21 protein-coding genes and 1 pseudogene are annotated in these 17,745 nt (G+C 43.0%); 13 read left to right on the forward strand and 9 right to left on the reverse strand.

The window, feature by feature from the left end:
• Positions 1-25 precede the first annotated feature (25 nt).
• The 8 genes and pseudogenes from ACIFO6_RS23195 to ACIFO6_RS23230 all read left to right on the forward strand — a co-directional run bounded on the left by ACIFO6_RS23195 (position 26) and on the right by ACIFO6_RS23230 (position 6,501).
• On the forward strand, positions 26-1,381 hold the full coding sequence (locus ACIFO6_RS23195; RefSeq protein ID WP_430044317.1) for a helix-turn-helix domain-containing protein: 1,356 nt from the start codon (positions 26-28) through the stop codon (positions 1,379-1,381).
• 300 nt (positions 1,382-1,681) lie between these two features.
• Positions 1,682-1,807: an aspartyl-phosphate phosphatase Spo0E family protein gene (locus ACIFO6_RS23200; protein WP_235332259.1), complete on the forward strand. Its 126-nt coding sequence runs from the start codon at positions 1,682-1,684 to the stop codon at positions 1,805-1,807.
• Positions 1,808-2,676: 869 nt separating this feature from the next.
• Positions 2,677-3,321, forward strand: coding sequence for a hypothetical protein (locus ACIFO6_RS23205; protein WP_283653896.1), 645 nt, complete (start codon positions 2,677-2,679; stop codon positions 3,319-3,321).
• Between the two features lie 239 nt (positions 3,322-3,560).
• Positions 3,561-4,154, forward strand: a complete 594-nt coding sequence (locus tag ACIFO6_RS23210; RefSeq protein ID WP_430044319.1) for a hypothetical protein — start codon at positions 3,561-3,563, stop codon at positions 4,152-4,154.
• Between the two features lie 155 nt (positions 4,155-4,309).
• Positions 4,310-5,149: a hypothetical protein gene (locus ACIFO6_RS23215; protein ID WP_430044320.1), complete on the forward strand. Its 840-nt coding sequence runs from the start codon at positions 4,310-4,312 to the stop codon at positions 5,147-5,149.
• 80 nt (positions 5,150-5,229) lie between these two features.
• Positions 5,230-5,514 carry a hypothetical protein gene (locus ACIFO6_RS23220; protein ID WP_430044323.1) on the forward strand — a complete coding sequence of 95 codons (285 nt, stop codon included), beginning with the start codon at positions 5,230-5,232 and terminating at the stop codon, positions 5,512-5,514.
• Positions 5,515-5,614: 100 nt separating this feature from the next.
• Positions 5,615-5,716 (forward strand): annotated as a pseudogene (locus ACIFO6_RS23225) (AraC family transcriptional regulator); the annotation flags it as partial.
• A gap of 320 nt (positions 5,717-6,036) precedes the next feature.
• On the forward strand, positions 6,037-6,501 hold the full coding sequence (locus ACIFO6_RS23230; protein ID WP_430044325.1) for a JAB domain-containing protein: 465 nt from the start codon (positions 6,037-6,039) through the stop codon (positions 6,499-6,501).
• Between the two features lie 35 nt (positions 6,502-6,536).
• Here ACIFO6_RS23230 and ACIFO6_RS23235 read toward each other — a convergent pair whose 3' ends face one another.
• Positions 6,537-6,734 (reverse strand): hypothetical protein, encoded by a 198-nt coding sequence (locus ACIFO6_RS23235; protein WP_430044326.1) that lies wholly within the window; start codon positions 6,732-6,734, stop codon positions 6,537-6,539.
• 316 nt (positions 6,735-7,050) lie between these two features.
• Positions 7,051-7,833 (reverse strand): YheC/YheD family protein, encoded by a 783-nt coding sequence (locus ACIFO6_RS23240; RefSeq protein WP_430044328.1) that lies wholly within the window; start codon positions 7,831-7,833, stop codon positions 7,051-7,053.
• A gap of 153 nt (positions 7,834-7,986) precedes the next feature.
• On the opposite strand from ACIFO6_RS23240, the gene ACIFO6_RS23245 reads away from it, so the two are divergent.
• Positions 7,987-8,532 carry a glutathione peroxidase gene (locus tag ACIFO6_RS23245; RefSeq protein WP_430044329.1) on the forward strand — a complete coding sequence of 182 codons (546 nt, stop codon included), beginning with the start codon at positions 7,987-7,989 and terminating at the stop codon, positions 8,530-8,532.
• Positions 8,533-8,713: 181 nt separating this feature from the next.
• On the forward strand, positions 8,714-9,250 hold the full coding sequence (locus ACIFO6_RS23250; protein WP_342416027.1) for a Crp/Fnr family transcriptional regulator: 537 nt from the start codon (positions 8,714-8,716) through the stop codon (positions 9,248-9,250).
• Here ACIFO6_RS23250 and ACIFO6_RS23255 read toward each other — a convergent pair.
• The 4 genes from ACIFO6_RS23255 to ACIFO6_RS23270 form a co-directional block, all read right to left on the reverse strand.
• Entirely contained in the window at positions 9,183-9,704 is a 522-nt protein-coding gene (locus ACIFO6_RS23255; RefSeq protein ID WP_430044331.1) for a DinB family protein, read from the reverse strand. The two genes, ACIFO6_RS23250 and ACIFO6_RS23255, sit on opposite strands and share 68 nt — an antisense overlap.
• Before the next feature lie 66 nt (positions 9,705-9,770).
• Complete coding sequence (locus ACIFO6_RS23260) at positions 9,771-10,715, reverse strand: helix-turn-helix transcriptional regulator (protein ID WP_430044332.1); 945 nt, start codon at positions 10,713-10,715, stop codon at positions 9,771-9,773.
• A 110-nt stretch (positions 10,716-10,825) separates the two neighbouring features.
• On the reverse strand, positions 10,826-11,182 hold the full coding sequence (locus ACIFO6_RS23265; protein ID WP_430044334.1) for a nucleotide excision repair endonuclease: 357 nt from the start codon (positions 11,180-11,182) through the stop codon (positions 10,826-10,828).
• Between the two features lie 70 nt (positions 11,183-11,252).
• On the reverse strand, positions 11,253-11,894 hold the full coding sequence (locus tag ACIFO6_RS23270; protein ID WP_430044335.1) for a hypothetical protein: 642 nt from the start codon (positions 11,892-11,894) through the stop codon (positions 11,253-11,255).
• 193 nt (positions 11,895-12,087) lie between these two features.
• Here ACIFO6_RS23270 and ACIFO6_RS23275 point away from each other — a divergent pair, with 193 nt between their 5' ends.
• Together ACIFO6_RS23275 and ACIFO6_RS23280 are read left to right on the forward strand one after the other, a co-directional pair.
• Positions 12,088-13,290, forward strand: coding sequence for a right-handed parallel beta-helix repeat-containing protein (locus ACIFO6_RS23275; RefSeq protein ID WP_430044337.1), 1,203 nt, complete (start codon positions 12,088-12,090; stop codon positions 13,288-13,290).
• A gap of 111 nt (positions 13,291-13,401) precedes the next feature.
• On the forward strand, positions 13,402-14,025 hold the full coding sequence (locus tag ACIFO6_RS23280) for an acetate uptake transporter (protein WP_137060860.1): 624 nt from the start codon (positions 13,402-13,404) through the stop codon (positions 14,023-14,025).
• Positions 14,026-14,103: 78 nt separating this feature from the next.
• Here the strand turns inward: ACIFO6_RS23280 and ACIFO6_RS23285 are convergent, their stop codons facing one another.
• A complete protein-coding gene (locus ACIFO6_RS23285) occupies positions 14,104-15,090 on the reverse strand; it encodes an aldo/keto reductase (RefSeq protein WP_430044338.1) in 987 nt (328 codons plus the stop codon).
• A gap of 248 nt (positions 15,091-15,338) precedes the next feature.
• On the opposite strand from ACIFO6_RS23285, the gene ACIFO6_RS23290 reads away from it, so the two are divergent.
• On the forward strand, positions 15,339-15,485 hold the full coding sequence (locus tag ACIFO6_RS23290; RefSeq protein ID WP_430044341.1) for a hypothetical protein: 147 nt from the start codon (positions 15,339-15,341) through the stop codon (positions 15,483-15,485).
• A gap of 262 nt (positions 15,486-15,747) precedes the next feature.
• Here the strand turns inward: ACIFO6_RS23290 and ACIFO6_RS23295 are convergent, their stop codons facing one another.
• Entirely contained in the window at positions 15,748-16,377 is a 630-nt protein-coding gene (locus ACIFO6_RS23295; protein WP_430044343.1) for a YfbR-like 5'-deoxynucleotidase, read from the reverse strand.
• Between the two features lie 228 nt (positions 16,378-16,605).
• On the reverse strand, positions 16,606-17,580 hold the full coding sequence (locus tag ACIFO6_RS23300) for an aldo/keto reductase family protein (RefSeq protein ID WP_430044345.1): 975 nt from the start codon (positions 17,578-17,580) through the stop codon (positions 16,606-16,608).
• Positions 17,581-17,745: the final 165 nt, after the last annotated feature.

Raw genomic sequence — 17,745 nt, forward strand, 5'->3', positions numbered from 1 at the left:
GAAGTATTTATTATTATTCCAAAAGATGGTACAATTAAGGAAAGAAAAAGGCTTGAGCAAGACTCAATTTGGGCACATCGCAGGCTTGAATCCCGGCACGATAAGTGGCATTCTGACGAGCAACCGTCCTATTTCCGTTTACCAATTGGATCTCATTACTGCGGGCATGAATTTACCACCGGATCATTTTTATGAACGGTATGTTGAAGAGTGCACTGTAGATGAACCGATTAACTGGCGAAGAATTTGCCCCTTCCTGTACCGATGTGTGCAGTTTCATCGACTGGATTGTTTGCAGCGAGTGGTAAGTGTTCTACTAGATAATCTTGGCTATCTTCCCAACCTTTTTGAATTAGCCGAAGCTTCTTTCCAAAATGGGTATCAGGACGCAGCCGCTTACCTGTATGAAAATATAGCCGAGAGTGAAAAGCAGCAGCATTCCGAACGACTTGCCTTGTCCCATTATCGGTTGTTTCAGATTGCGGTTGGAAAGGATCAGAATCTTAACTTGAATGCAGCGAATAAGTTTGAGACGTTTGTCCATCGCTTACATGAGATAGATCAACTGGATGCCTTAAAAGATTTAGCAAACGTGTATAGATCATTAAGCCTGTGGGACAAGGTTTATGAATTTGCATACCAAATGGGTCAATTAGGACAAATTCAATATGATTTGGTTCATAACTCTAAGCGAAAAGGAACAGAGCCGCAGAAAAGTCCAAGTAAGCCGCTGTTTGCCTACATAGCTTATTCTAAGCTGCTGTGTGCTAATGCTTGCGATGCAAAAGGAGATCATGAACAAGCATTAGCACACATTCGCGGTTATGCTGATCTAAGTTGGGTAAAGGAGAATGACCCAGATTCACTTTATTGGAAGAATCAATATCAGCAATGGGCGAAAATTAATACGTACGTAAACAAGCTTATGTCTGGAGATATTAGTATCTTGCCCGATTATGTAGAGTATATAGCAGGCGAACAACACATTTTTGCTGAACTCCTAAATGTCATGGAAACGGCCAATAGATACAATATTGATGTGGATCATATCCTCAAGCGTTTTGAATCCCAAATCGTAAACTATCATGAATCTTCATCGGATGACGTATTCACACAACAAGTTTTACCAGAGGAATACGTACGATTTTGGTATAAACTAGCAAAATATAGCCTAAATAAAGGTAGATATCCATATGGTTTCAAATGTCTGCTAAATGCATGGGAAAAGGCTGAATTCATTAATAAAGGACTACTTTCGCATAATTGTGCAATGTTATTTGAACGATTCAAAGCGTATGCCGTTTCTGAAACACGAGATCAGTTGCACAGTCTATGGGAAAAAATTGATCAAAAAGATGGTTTTCTTCTTGGCGGTAATTAGCTTTTTACTGGTATTCGCATCACAATCTCAAGCTGATTATCCAATTCCTGGACACTCAAGCCCTGGCACGATTGAAACTCAAGGTCACATTGGTGGAATGTGATCCGGTTTTTAATTTTATTACCATTGACCAGCCTAGCCGCTGGTCTTTTTTTGCTATATTTTGCTGATTTTTGATTGCTAAAACAGCCATTCATATTTCCACATTCCATCCTAAAATGAGATACATTAGGAGGAAATGCGCTATGAATACAGATGAAACGTTAAATCGACAGTTGGAAGATGCCCGGCAACGATTGCATGATCTGTACGAAACAGTATGGTTTCGGACATGCCTGTGTGCTTGAACAGTCTATGCTTTTGGATGAACTGATAAATCAGTACAACCGTATGTTCCAGACCAAGAAGCTGACCCAACTGATATAACCAAACATCCTCATGCTTTCAAAGCTACATCACCTACATTGTTTTTCTTGCCTTAGCATGACGCTGGTTTCGTTCAAGTAAATAAAACGGATGCTGTTTATGCGGAACTATCCCTCCTCTCATCTAACTAATATAATCATTCTATATAATGGCTTTTTTAAAATAAAAATACATTAACAGGAAATGGAAATACAAGCTTGTTAAAAGCTTTGTGAGGCTAGCTATCTAGGAGAGGGGATTCATTTATAGGGGATTATTGAACATTTGCGTAGAAAAACAGAAATCGTGTGATATAATTATTATTGAAATGATTACCATTAATTAAAAATTTATGTATTTTTGTAACGCAAGATGTATACACCTCCTATCTACTTCAATAGTGCATAGGAATTTGTATAAATATCACTTAACAAGGTATTTAAGCTACTTGTTTGGAAAGGAGTCCTGGCTGTGAAAATGTAGTGACATACGAAGCAAGATCAATCGGTAGAGTGACCGGGTCAAGGGCAGCGAAAATGCCACCCAAGACCGAATGTGTGCATCAACCGGTCAAGAAGGGAGGGGATATAAGTGTCTGGATAATGAGATGAAGGATCACCTACTTTTTTGCATCATGATCCTTCCAATAAAAATAAATACAAAGAACAATTAAGATCAGTGGGAATAAGTAAAAAGCATCATTAAACCCTGCGGAACTGATGTGTTCTAAATAGTATAAAAGCCAGAACATAGACATGCTTGATATTAAAGCTATGGTGCCGCTTACGGAATACATGTATATCTCTCCTTTATGAAGTGTGATAAAACGTCCGCAAAACAGATGTTATTGTTATCATTATAATGTAAATATATGACCAGGAGGAAATCTTATGAAAAAATTCGCGATTATTCTTTCTGCTTTACTGCTTTTTGTTGTGGGTACACCTAACATTTACGCAGCACAAAATGATGCAGCAGTACCCCAACCGGATGTTGTTTCTGCGACTATTGTGGTTGATGGAGCCTATAAAACGGTTTCTTTGGATAACGGCGATGTAGTGTCCTTTTTGACAAAAGAAGATTATGATTCTTACGTAGCTGCCTCAAATGATAAGAATACCACAGTCCAGTTAGAAGCTGTCGACTCTGTAATACGGCCTTCCAGTACCCACATTGACAACACGTTTATTTCAGGTACTACAAGAGATCACCAATTTATCAATTATCATAAGAATACTCCTTACTGGGCCAAAGCAAGTAATTATACAGTTAATAGTGGGGAAACCTATACCGCTTCTACTACGCTAAAATACGACGATGTATCTTTTACTGTCGGAGTTTCGTACTTGTATTCAGTAGCAACGCAAATCCCGGCAGACCCGAGTAGATTTAGTAGACTAGGGGTTTCGGCTGACTTAACTCTTAAAAAGTATAGAGCCGTTCAGTATGATGATTACACTGGACAAAGAATAAGCTCATGGGATTTTGTCGCTACGAATGTTCGCAATACTTACCTTGCACCTGCTTACCAATAACAACTGAGTAGGGCCAGCAACTTTCTGATTTTTTAAAACAATGCTACTGAAAAACAGAAAAGTCACGAAGGACGTCTCTGGAATTGATCTGGAGCGTCCTTTTTAGTTCGTGAGATTCTGAATGTTCAACAGTTACACTTCCTATCCTATTCTTTCAATAATGGACGGGATTTGTCACGCCTATTGACTTTTCATATCAGGAAATGGGTTTACAAAATAATTAGAATGGATGTGTGGCTGTGAAATTCAAAGCAACAACTTGGGGGCTCATTATTTTGGCAGTAAGTGCTAGTGTATTAACTGTTGTTATTACAAATAGTGTGCTTGCTGATCACGATGCCCCTATTCCAAACGAAAGCGTTACTTACGATCCTGTTCCCCCTGCTGACGTACTAGACAGACTTTATCATCCTGATAAGATTTCTGCGAATATATCCACTACAGCGACCCAAGATGCAAGTACAACAACTACTGGTGACCATGTAGTAACTCCTCAGAGCGTGGGGAATTCTTTTAACTTTACTGTAGGGGGAAGTGCAACTGCATCAGGTAGCTTCGAGGTTGCTAAGGGTTTTGGGCATGTTAAATTGCGCATTAGGAACTATGTTAATGCCCCGGTTGATTTTACTGTACAGCACAACGATTCTGGTAAAGTGTATGTTGACGGCAAGACAATCAGCAAAAACAGTGAAACAGTTTGGAGAAGTACTGATGCGGGAATTTCGGACGGTTTGCGTTCTGGACGATATACAATTCAGTTCCGAGGTGGTACAAACAAAGTTAATGTGGAAATTTGGGGCGTAGCCGGTTCATTGCCTTCGGACGCAAAATAATAACTGACCTAAACAAAGAAAGCTCTGGGCCTCAGGTCTGGAGACTTCTTTGCGTTGTTTCTTAGGGTTCACGTTGTAGTTTGAGAAAAGCTTAATCATATCAAATAATTCAAAAGAATGTATTTATGTAAAAAAAAAGATAGGGTGGAATATGAATGAAATTTTTAAGCTTTAATGGTAAAATAAAAAAGACAATGTTATTGATTCCTTTGCTTGCAATGTCCGTATTTCCTGGTCTTACTGGCGCCGAGAGTGCTTCTAATGAAGAATTAGCCAAACAATCAATAAAAAACTATGTGGAAGCCGCAATATCCGGAGATGCTTCGGAAGCCGCAAAATGGGTGGTAGATACGAGATTTAATAGTGAACAGGAACAATTGAAAGAGTATAAGGAATCAGTAAGCAATAATCCATTTTCTGATGTCAGCATCAAAAATGTCGTTTCAGCTTCTGATGACAACTATACTGCTACGGTTGAATTAACTAGAAAAGATGATGGTTCAATAAATACAGTCACATACCCCATCATTAAAAAGGGCGATAGTTGGAAGGTACTGGTAGGCGGGCAAGAGACAAAAAGCAAAAAGGTTGAAAAATTAATTCAGTCTCAATCAGAAGAGAATAGTACCTCGTCTGTCAAACCTTTATCTACTGAGCTTACAAGTTATGGTAGTGATACACAATGGGTCAGTGCGGGTGCTTCTATTTATAGTGGTCAGTTTAACATGACTGAGGACAGAGTAGGTATTACGGGGTGGCAGCAAATTTCTGGAAGCATGTCAAAGTGTGCTGTTCGGTATAGTATTGTGAAAAAAAGTATTTTTGGTGATGATGCTTACGGGCAGGTATTCCAAACTGGTTTTAATACTTGGAATGGCGCGGCTTTTTATAATACGATATACACAGGTACTCAGTATTCTGGTGTGCACGTAAGAGCTACAAATGAGGAACTTGGTAATTCCGTGAAATTAAGAGGGCATGTATACGGAAATTAAAATTAGCTGCAAGGGGATCTGAAGACTAGGGAACAGTTCTTCAGGTCTTCTTGCTACTTTATGATCTATGGAGGTCACAAATGGTTTTACTAAAAGATAGTTCTACTAAAGAAGTCATTCGAGAGCAATATGAACAATTATGGAGTGAACTTTTAATTAGAGATGAAGAAAAAGCGGAACGGATTTTAAAAAAATTAGAATATGAGTTGCTGCCTACCCATAAGAAAATCCTAAGACCATTAAAAAAAATTCTGTCCCCATTTAAAACCCGTCTTATATGGATTCTCCTCCTTAGTGTGATTGCTTTCTTTCTTGTAGCTTACGTGTTATTTATATATGTATCTTTATGGATTGAAGATTATTAAAGACGTTTCTGGGAAACCAGAAGCGTCTTTTTTTAGCGTTACTCGCGCCTGGCGTCCGGATCGGTGAGCAGGGAAGAATGGGAAAGAGAAGTTCACGTTTTATGAGCATTCAGGCGGACCCGAGCTGGAGGTATATATGATGGGGGACTCGCGGGCTGAGGACTATCGCTGCGAAGTATGGATTCCGGTTATGAAAAAGTAAAACAATGAACCGATTGCCCACGGCAGTCGGTTCATTGCTGTAAATTATTGATTTTTGTGTTTCTCCCACTCTAATACCGATTTCAAAACCTGTAGAGCCATCTCCTGATCCAGCCCCCCAATAAAAGATTATTCACAAATACTGCTATATTATTATCTTTAGATGTTAAAATGCAGTAAATCAACATATATAGAGGGTTAATCCTTTGGGTTACCTCGGTTATTCTTAAATGAGGTAATGAACATGCCGAGGTCACAAAACGCTACGAAATAAAAATCCAAAAATTACATATTTATAAAGTATCAAAAGGAGATCGCAAAATGAATAAACCTAAGCGTGTACCTGCCAAACGTGTAGAAATCATAACTTTGCGTATAGTTCGGGAAAAAACTTCGTTACTTTATCCTAACCGAATTATCAGCTCACCTCAGGATGCAGTCGGATTATTCAGAAGATTTATCGGTGACTATGATCGTGAAGCCTTTTGCATTCTTTGTTTAAATACTAAAAATGAGCCCACTGCGCTACACCAAGTATCTTGTGGTACATTGAATACCTTATTGGTTCACCCCAGAGAAACTTACAAACTCGCCGTACTTGCAAACTCTGCATCTATCATTGCCTGTCATAATCATCCCTCAGGTACACCTGTTCCTAGCTCAGAAGATGTAAGCACAACACTCCGATTACGAGACGCAGGCCTTTTACTCGGCATCGAATTGCTGGATCATGTCATATTAGGAGACAAAACGTTCATTAGCATGAAGGAAGAGGGACTCATGTAGTTAACAGCAGTCCAGATTATATCAAAAGGCACCTTTTAAAAAAGCAGACTGTCTCCCAAGTGAGGATAGTCTGCTTCTATAATGATCTTCACCATTCTAATCATTTGTCTTTTCCATACCGGAATACTAACTCCTTCATTGACTTTATTGACCTCATCAAGAACTGAACCATCCATCTGGTTATATTCTTTTTCCGCAGCCTCATGTAAACGAATATCAAACAATTCTTTCATTCAGTTTAGGTAGTTCGACGGATATCTTTCCAAGATTTCGCGGATGCTGGGTCCCGATCAAGACTTTCTATACGTTCGACTAATATACGTTCTTCCTCTTGTTGCTCCAATTGAGTTAAACGATCATACAGTTGTTCAAAAATTTCCCTGTGGGGCCGAGTATTTTTGTAGAGCACCCGGATGGCACTTTTATTGAATATGTTGAACCGCGAGGCCAATGACCACACTATAAAACAAGACAAAATAACACATCAGCCTGAATTCGGCTCTTGATGAGGGCCTGATTCAGGCTGAAAAAATGGAGTATAACTTTATACTAATGTTTTTCAATCCGACGTTTGTTTCTCAAAATGTTGCGAATCATCTTATGATTGGGGAGCTGCTTGAACAACTTATGTCCGGGATGCGGATTGGCCTCAATAATCCAGATTTGACCATTCTTCTCAATAGCAAGATCAATACCCAGCTCGCGAAACGGATGATTTTTATCTATCGTGTTGGCAACCATTTTAGAAAGTTCGGTGATCTGATCCAGAGTCTCTTGCATTTTCGTTCTGTCATTTTTAAAGACCTTTAAAAGCACTTTGGACAAGGGTGCCGCATGTCCTCCTTTGCGGTAATTGGTCACAACCTTGGAGGGTGCTGCCACACGCCCGGTTATTCCTGAAATGATCCATTCCGATTCCGGCTTTTGCATATACACTCGAGCATCAAAAATCGAGCCTTTGTACTTCGCTAACCGAAGTCCTTGTTGTACCAAATAACGGCGATGAGGCCTCCTGTGGATCCTGATTGCTCTTCTCACTGCGTGGGATCTGACAATTCTTCGACTGGAGCCGCAACGTATCTCATACCTCCTCCCTAGCTTTTTGGCCCGTATGATACCAGTCCCCCCGCTTCCATAATTAGGCTTAATGAAAACCGTCCGATATTCGTCCAGCATACGCAAAGTTCTTGCATTGCTAATCCACTGGGTCTCCGGCAGATAAGAACTTAAAACGGGATGTTGTCGCATTTCCTTATATTGAATCATCTTTCCAATGGGCACGAGTATCCCTCGATTCTGTTGGGTTTTTGCACGCATTACATGAATATGCATCCATATTCTATCTTGGTAACGGCGAATGCCACAGTTTGCTATAAAAGAGGCGAACCCCCTTCTACCTATAAAGGTCATTCGAATAATATATTAGACCAATAGACACTCTGGATATATGATGTATAAAAAAGTAATATGAGGAGGGACTTTAATATGTCTATTTATGATTTTCAAGCAACCTCAATTAACGGGAAGCCGATTAAACTGTCAGACTACAGCGGAAAAGTTCTCCTCATCGTAAACACAGCCAGCAAATGTAGCTTTTCCCGTCAATTCGCGGATCTACAGAAGCTCTATGAAAGTCGACGGGAACAGGGTTTTGAAATTCTCGCGTTTCCTTGTAACCAATTCAATGAAAAAGAGCCGGGTAGCAATTCGGAGGTTCAGGGAGTCTGCCAAATTAACCATGGAGTAACATTCCCGCTATTTGAGAAAACGGATGTAAGAGGTCCATCTCCTCATCCTTTATTTCAATATCTGACACAACAGGCACCTTTTCAAGGCTTCGATACCCAGACCAAGGACGGTCAATGGATGGAGGATTTCCTGCGGGATAAGTATCCGGAAATATACGCTGGTGACGGGATCAAGTGGAATTTCTCCAAGTTTCTGATCGATCGCGATGGTCATGTAAATGGAAGATTTGAATCAACAACGGAGCCCTTTGAAATAGATTCTGTCATCGAATCACTGTTGTAGGGTTTCTGTTTATTCCTTTGAATTCGTTTAGAAAAAAGAGGAATCTCTTAAACAAAGCCATAGCACTTCACGCTGATTTTGGCATTTTACCCGTCAGCTTGCCAAGAAGAAGCAAACAAATTACGATCCAGGCGGGTTCATCTAAAAACCGAAATACATGAAATGGAGGCTGTTCACGTTCATGATATTACACAAAGGGGAGACCCTATTTCGACAAGGAGAATCCGGCCCTCTGTATCTATTAAAGAGTGGCTTGTTAAAAATCATTCGAGTCCATGAGGACGGCTCACAAATTTTAGTCAACGTTATTGTGCCCGATGAAATTATCCCGCACCACTCCCTGATCAGTCCCAATCCTTATTATGGTACAGCGGTGGCACTGGTAACCTCTGAGGTTGAGGTTCTGTCGCAAAAAGAATGGTATCAGGCGCTGGAGCAGGACCCGGCTCAATGTCGGGCTATCGCTTTGCAGCTACAGGACAAGTTGCGCATGATGCAGCAACGAATTGACCAGCTCACCGAGGTGTCACCTGCCGAGAAGCTTCGGAAGCTTCAACGCTGGTTCCACTCCTATATCGCCCCCGCCACGTTAACGGACGTGCTGACACAGGAGGAAATTGGTCAGTTCATCGGGCTGCGCCGGGAGACGATCAATCGGCTATTGCGTGCTTCAAGCGCTCCTTCTGCAAAAGATGATGACGATAATGCATCTCGATGAGCGCAAACCACTCTCCAGCATTCAATGCACCGAATCTGGGATGATTGACGGTAGACGGCCCTGTTGATTTCCCAACGGTCGGCTCAATCTCTCTCATTTTGTGGATCACAACGTTTAATCCCTCCACAATTTCTTCTTTGCTTGTGGGTTGCGGGGGAGTGTACTGCGGGGATGGTGGGACTTGGATACGTATTGGCGGAAAGCCTCCCAGATTAAAAATGGCCGTGCCTGCCTCCGTTTTAGTCCCCATCTCTCCATCAGGCTGTAGACAAAGGTCAATGTTCTTAAGATGCATATAAAGAGCAGAGTTCACCAAATGAAGGTACATTTGTCCAAGCGACCATTCGCCTTCCTGTGGTGTGTACTGCAATTGCTCCAAGCTAAAGTGGTCCAATTCAAGAAGATAGTGTTGTACCGTTTGTTCAAAGCGCTGCAATGTTTCAGTTGTATTCATATACTATGAACTGCCCCTCTCCTTCAAGTAGCTTTACTATACACAAATGCTACTGACAGCCTTATGTCAGTAGCATTTCAACATTTTTTCGACTTCTGTTCGTACCCGATCCCGGAGCGATTCAGGCTCCAGCACGACCATATCTGCACCCCACCCTAGTATCCATTGCAATAGCTCCTCCGGCTGTCTGACACGGAAGAGTACATGCAGTCCATCCCGATGCTCCTCTACAGCCTCCATGTAAAAATTGTTCGCTTCCTTCACTTTATCAGCAATCTCAGGACGGGCTAGTATGCGAACGTATATATGGCGATCATCTGCTTGCTTGTAATCCTGCAATTTAAAATCGGCGGGGAACTGAAAGCCGTCCTCCAGCACGATAAGCTCGTCCATCCGAGACAAACGGAAATGGCGGAGCTGTTGCCGCAATTCGCATTGTCCAATTAACACCCACGAACCACGAATCAGTACAAGACCATAGGGGGCGACCACACACACACTTTGACGATTCCCGTCAGCCTCTGGCAATCTTTTGGAGTAGCCGAATCGTATCTTCCGTTGTTCCAATATAGCGAGACGCAGCGTTTCCAAATAGGTTTTCTCTCTACGGTTTGCCCCTTCACCTACCGCGAGCAGCCTGATGGTCGTACGCACCCGGGAAACTTCCCTGCGAACGCTCTCTGGTAAAATGGCTTCAATTTTCCTTCGGGAAGCCTGCGCCTTGGTTCCGTAATTTGCATCAAATTTTTGTTCGACAAAATCCGTCCCGATTAGCAATGCCACAGCCTCTTCTACGGTAAAACTCACTGGGGGCAGGAAATACCCCTCCATCAAGGAATATCCAATGCCCGGCGCTCCTACAATCGGTACGCCCGATTCGCTTAGAGCCTGAATATCCCGATAGATGGTTCTTACACTCGTTTCGAATATAGCCGCCAAATCCTCGGCTCGTAAAATATCCTTACGCTGCAACTCTAGCAAGATCGCTAGCAGACGGTCTGTTTTATTCATACCACGTCACCCTCACTGAAAGGATCTCAATACAGTAATACAAAAGAGCAATAAGGGCAGTACAATCACTGCGACTTATTGCTCTTTATGTTCACACGGAAGTTGCTTTATTACTTAAAAAACACTTTTTCGACGTTATATTTAGCCTTCTGTGCATTGATGATGTAGGTTTCATAGATTTCTCGCTCTACCGCATCCTCTACAATACAAACCTCAATAATCGCCATTTCGTTGCGATTGTCCTTAATCGGCGATACAGTGTCTTCAAAATGCTTTTTGATTCTCTGTCTCAGCTTTCTTGCCTTACCAACGAACAACAATTCCTCCTGCGCGTTGTAGAACATAAAAATACCGCTCTTATCTCTGGGAATCAGGTGGAAATCCGTAAATCCGTAAATATGGCTCAGTTCAGGGTTAGCCTGTTTGGTAATCGTGATGTCCGGGGTTGGAATCGTTATGTTTATCACTATGTCACTTCCTCATTCTATATAGGTGTAAATACTATCACAAATCCCGACGTAACACCATTCAAGATCATCAGAGAGCGTCCCCCGGGACAGGCTTCGTCGGTTTCGCCGCCATTCTTTCCAGTACCCAGACAAGAACCCCCACTGCAAGGCTGGCGATGACCGCCATGATCGCGGATCCGCCAGCATGTAGCAGCAACACGGGAACCCAAAGCAATCCCAGCAAACGATGCACGGTCCGCATCCACTTGTTACGCACTTTGTTAATGAAGAAGCCATACCCGGCGATTGCCAGCAGAATGGCAAAGCCCGCAAGCCCGGTGTAGGTTTTGTGATCTTGAAGCTTGGTAATCAGGAAATAGATACCGTGAACAGCAATCAGGATCAAGGTCGCCCAACCCAGCAGCTTATGCAGGGAATGTAACAACTTCCCGGCTTTTCTGACCCATATCGATGGAGATCTTAGCTTCTTCTTAAACCAGAACCAAGAAAAAACGGCCGCGCCAAGGAATACGGAGATCGTACCCAAAGTCTTGAATATTTCCCCGTTGCCCCCGCCTCCTTCTCCACCGGGACGTCCTCCCACAGGCCCTGTAGGCAGGTTACTTACGCCGCTGGAAACCGAAGACATGTGGTAATAGTAGATTACGAGCAGAGCTGCTGCCGTCACTGCGATTATTGCTGGAATCCAAACGGTCTTTTTCGTTTTCATTCGTTATGTGTCCTCCCCAGAAAAATTGCCTTGATTGTACCCGGTCAAGCTGAAAATAAAATTAAAGCAAGCTGAAAGTTAGTGGCTCTGTAATTTTATTGTAGTAAAGACTTGAAATAAAACCCATTTTAACCGATATATTAAAGGTGGTTATGTAATTGTTTCAACAATCTTGTTAGGAGGAGTGTTTACAATGTCTAGGATTTTTAATCGCAAGGGCAGGCTCAGCTTGTTGCTGGTAGCTGTCGTTGCACTCGTTATTCAAGGCTCTATAGGAGGAAACCTGCATATGGCCCAGGCAGCCGACAACGTGATTAATGCCAAGAATTTTGGTGTTAAACCCAATTCGAAATCCTCACAATCCAGGGAAATTCAAAATGCATTGAAGTATTTTTATGATCGTGGTACAGAGGGAACGGTCTATTTCCCAAAAGGCACGTACATGGTTGACGAATCGATTCGTTTATACGCCGGAGTTAGTCTGAACGGTGACGGAATGGGCAAAACGATTTTCAAAAAAACAGGGTCTAAAAACCAATACGTGATTGGGAATCCGATTCTACGAAACAATTCTGACCGACTAGACGTGAAGCTGTCGAATCTCACCATTGATGCAGACCGTGCGAATCGTGAAGCCCGTGACGAAAGTCAGGTAGGCGGTATGATTATAGATGTAGCCGTCTCGCACCTCACGCTGGATCAAGTAGAGATTCGTGACACAACCATCGGAGCTTTACTTCGCAGAACCAGAGATTCAGAGATTACCAACAGCCGCTTTGACCGGAATAATGGACATGCCATTGCCACCGGACATGAAAGCTATCCGGCAGGCGAGTTTCGTAACGTCAAAATTACGAATAACCAAATTACCAATTCGGGCGGCGGCAGTGGAATCAATCTGTCACGCGCAACCTACACGACGGTCACCGGAAACCAAATTATTAACAAGACCCATCAATCTGACGGCTACGCAGGCATTCGCATCCCTAATAATGGTGCCCATAACACCGTCAACAATAATGTAATTGAAAATTATCCTCGGGGAATCTTTGTACTGACTGGAGCAACAGATAATATTGTATACAAAAATACGATAAAAAATCCATCCCTGCAAGGTCTGCTGGTTCAATCGGACGGCAATACTTTTACAGACAATGAGTTTTTTCAAACCAATTCTTCACTTAATCCTGACACAATCATTCGCCTTGCTAACGCAAACAACAACAAAATTATGGGTAACGAAATGACCACGTACTCCGGATTTTCCAACATAGGAATACGTGTCACTGATTCCAGCTCCAATGAAATTAGGGACAACATCACAGATACTTCAGGCAAATCAGTCAGTATTGAGGGTGGGAGCAATAATGTGAATACAGGCAACCGCAATCGGTAGCAGAATTATGTACTATGCTAGTTCCTCTGTTTCCGTTACAATATGTCAGTGTGATTCTGGCATCGGCAGATTGACGCGTATTTGAACATTATTGGAGGCTTCTATTTTTTTATGCAAAACGAATCTCATTCTAACGTAAAAATCGTAACGGCCGATCCGAGCGCGATCGGTCTGTTTGGCTTGGCTATTGTAACGCTTGTCGCTTCATCCCAAAAGCTCGGTCTCACCGAGGGCTTGAGCTTCATCATCCCTTGGGCTATCTTCCTTGGTGCCTTTGCGCAGTTATTTGCCTGCATTCAGGATGCAAAGCATAACAACACCTTTGGCATGACGGCTTTTGGCGCTTACGCCTTCTTCTGGTTAGCCGTAGCTAGTAGCTGGATGATCAAAATGGGTGTATTCGGCCCTGAGCTGGCGTCTGCTGTAGACGGTAAGCAGCTCGGCTTTGCCTTTGCCGGCTATCTCATCTTCACGCTATTCATGACCATTGGAGCGATGGAGACGCATAAGGTCCTATTCTTTATCTTTGTCTTGATTGATTTTCTGTTCCTCGGTCTTAGCTTTGATGCATTCGGCGTTGCTCCAGAGATTTTCCATACCATAGCCGCTTATGCTGAAATGGGTATTGGTCTACTCTCGCTGTACGGTACAGGAGCCGCTGTTCTGAATGCACATTTTGGCCGTACATTCCTGCCTGTAGGACGTCCTTTCGGTATTTTCAAACCTCGACCTTAGCTGTATATGTATGTCCCGCAAAGCCGCCTTCCGCGCCGATCCGCGTTAAGGACGGCTTTTTGGGTTATAAAGCTGGAATTATTCGGCTTGCCAATTCGGCATCCGCTCTGCCGCATAACGAAGGCCGGCTGCCATTCCTTTGGGAATGATCTCGTTAATATTTTCCATTTCATCCGTAGATAAAGCGATATCGACTGCCCCCGCATTTTCCTCTAAATAAGTAACCCGCTTGGTGCCTGGAATCGGTACAATTCCCTCTTGCGCAAGCAGCCATGCCAAGGCCAGTTGAGCAGGCTTGACCCCTTTTTGAGCAGCGAGGTCCTTAATATGCTGTACGAGATCGAGATTTTTCTGGAAATTCTCAGGCTGAAAGCGTGGCACGGTACGACGGAAATCGTCTTCTGCAAAATCATCAAACTTCTGAATTTGCCCGCTCAAAAAACCGCGTCCCAGCGGACTGTATGCTACAAACTCAATTCCCAGCTCCTTGCAAGCGGGTATAACCTCATCCTCCGCTTCCCGGCTCCATAAGGAATATTCCGTTTGCAGGGCTGTGATCGGGTGAACCTTGTGGGCGCGTCGAATGAGCGCAGGAGAAGCCTCGGACAGTCCCAAATAGCGGACTTTACCCGCCTGAACCAGGTCACTCATCGCGCCGACCGTTTCCTCGATAGGTACATTCGGATCGACACGGTGCTGGTAGTACAAATCAATGACATCTACACCCAGCCTTTGAAGACTGCGGTCACACGCTTCCTTCACATATTCAGGACGGCCGTTTACACCCAAGAATCCCCCATCCTCTCCGCGCATAATGGAGAACTTGGTAGCCAATACCACCTCATCCCGGTGGCTCCGCAGGACTTGACTGATCAATTTTTCATTTTCTCCCACACCATAGACATCTGCTGTATCCCAGAAGTTGATCCCCAGTTCCAACGCACGATGAAGCGTTTTGATCGACTCCTGATCATTCAACTCGCCATAATATTCGGACATTCCCATGCAGCCCAGACCCAGTGCAGATACTTGAAGGTCACTTTTACCCAGTTGTTTCTTTTTCAATTCCCATCAACTCCTATATTGAAAGAATAGTCATCGGCCTTTCTAATCACCATCACGTTACATCCAGTATGTTACTACTTAAAGTTAACTTTAAGTCAAGCATTGTCTCAGTACACGCTATATCAAATATTTTTAGAAAAATTTGATTTCCAGGTTGTAAGAGACGGCTGTAAATTTCCTATATATATGAGAAACGAATTATCGCGCGAGATTCGGTTTCAAAATACTTCATCAGGAGGTTGCCCATAATGCCAACAAACTACTCTTATACCAAAACGTCCGATGGTTTTCATGTGATCATTACGCCAGCTTCGAATATTCAAAATAAAAATATTAGAAGCCGGATCACACAGCAAACCGACTATGGGATTAATGGGGACCTCGATTACGTATAAGTCTATTATTAGCGGCGGCAGCCTGTCGCTGAAGATGGAGGAAAAAGAATGGCCTGGGCTTCAAAGTCGTGAATAATATTTGGCAGGTCTACCTGGTTGTTCACGAAAAGGCGACTCTGAAACAGCTTCGCAATTATTTTTTCGGAATAAATAACATTCTCCAAACCATATAGAGCAATAAGGGCAGTTCAATCAACTGCCACTTATTGCTCTTTATTTTTATGTATGAACAGAAGCGCTTCTGGACGGTAAGAAAATTCATTTACAGAGCTAAGGCTTCTTCCGTAATCTTTTTAATATCAATGGATGAAGGCGTTTCTTCCTTAACCATATCCGGCAAAATATGTTCCAGAAAATAATCAACACATTTTAATTGGATATTTTTGATTTTAACGAGCGCATTACGATACATGACTATAAATTCTTTTTCAGTATTTCCCCGCTGTAGTTCGGCAAATGCTTCGTACACCTGATCCATCTTGTCAGCAACTTCAAGGATCAAGCCTTCTACTGAATTGTCTTTGCCTTCTCGGAGCTGTTTGCGGAAAATGGCTTTGAAATCCTCCGGTATGTTCTCTTCAATAAAATACTCAATCATGCCTTCTTCGACCTGCTGGATTAATAACCGGAGTTCCTTGGAGGAATGCTTAACAGGCGTTTTGATATCTCCAATAAAAATCTCCCCATAATCGTGACTACTTGTGATCTCATAAAGCTTTTTCCAGTCAATGCTCACGCCGTTTCGCTCTTCAATATCAGCCAGCGTTTTGGCATACTGTACCACTTTCCATGAATGAGCAGATACGCTGTGTTCTTCAAATTTAAACTTGCCTGGACAGCGGATGATCCTTTCCAACTCGTTTAGTGATCGAAAATACGTATGAATCCCCATACTTGCATCCATCCTTTAATTTATATGATATTTGTGGATATAGCTCCTACTATAGGGCTCAACTATTAACAGCAGATTAGCGCAGTATAAAGTGGACTTACACATATAGCACGCAAACCAATTTTGCTATACACTTTATATAAAAAAGCCTCGCACTTCCTGTCTGTGACAGAGAAGCGTGAGGCTTTATGTGTGGGAATATTCCATTTTCAAGAACAGTATACATGCTTAACGCAAAGGCTCAAATCCTTCTACTTGCTTCAGAATCCGCTCAATTCCATCACATTGCTCCTGTTGAAGCGTCACCTCGACTGCTCTTACATTCTCTTCGATCTGTGCCGGCTTCGTGGCCCCAATGAGTGCAGCGCTGACACCCGGATCTCTAAGTATCCAGGCAAGAGCAAGCTGTGACAGACTGATGCCTAGATCCTTCGCCAGGCTATCCAGTTCCTGTACACAGTTAAGAACAGCATCGTTCATATAACTGTTGATGACATGATTGACGGAGGCATCAGCTCCGCGGCTGCCCGTCGGTAAAGGTTGCCCCGGTTTGTATTTACCCGTGAGGATACCTTGGGCCAGCGGCGAAAATACAATTTGGCCGATACCTACCTGCCCGGATACAGGTAGTACCTCACGCTCGATATAACGCTCGAACATATTATAGATCGGCTGGTTGGCAATCAACGGGCGCAGGTTCAGCCTTTTTCCAATGCCATAGGCATCTGTGAGCTGTGCGGCGCTCCATTCGCTTACCGCAGCATACAGGATCTTGCCTTGAGCCTGAAGGTCATCGAGAGCCCGCAGCGTCTCTTCCAAAGGAGTGTCCTGATCGTAACGGTGACAGAAGTAAATGTCGATATAATCCGTGCCAAGACGCTTAAGACTAGCCTCGCATTGCTCCATAATGTGCTTGCGGGACAGTCCCCTGTCATTGGGACCGGAATCCATAGGAAAGTAAACCTTCGTAGATAACACGTAGCTTTCTCTTCGATAAGGCTTCAAAGCCGCTCCCATAGCCTTTTCGCCCTCACCCTGATTATACGCATTGGCGGTATCAAAGAAATTGATCCCAAGTTCAAAGGCTTTGGCAATACAGGTATGAGCTGCTTCCTGTTCAGCGGCTGTACCATACGTCAACCAACTGCCCAGACCGATTTCACTGATTTTAAGACCACTGTTGCCTACATTTCTATACTTCATATCTGTTCCTTCTTTCGTAAGAGGATAGCCTTCTTATATTCTAGCATGTAAACCCTTTCACGAAAACGAATTCCATAGGAATCAGATAGTTGCCTCATTTCACTTTTCCGCATTGTAATGCTGATAAAACTGTGATCAAATATATAATCGAGTAGGAGGCTACCC

This window comes from Paenibacillus sp. NRS-1781 (assembly GCF_050467745.1).
In the GTDB taxonomy this organism is placed as follows: Bacteria; Bacillota; Bacilli; order Paenibacillales; family Paenibacillaceae; genus Paenibacillus; species Paenibacillus terrae_A.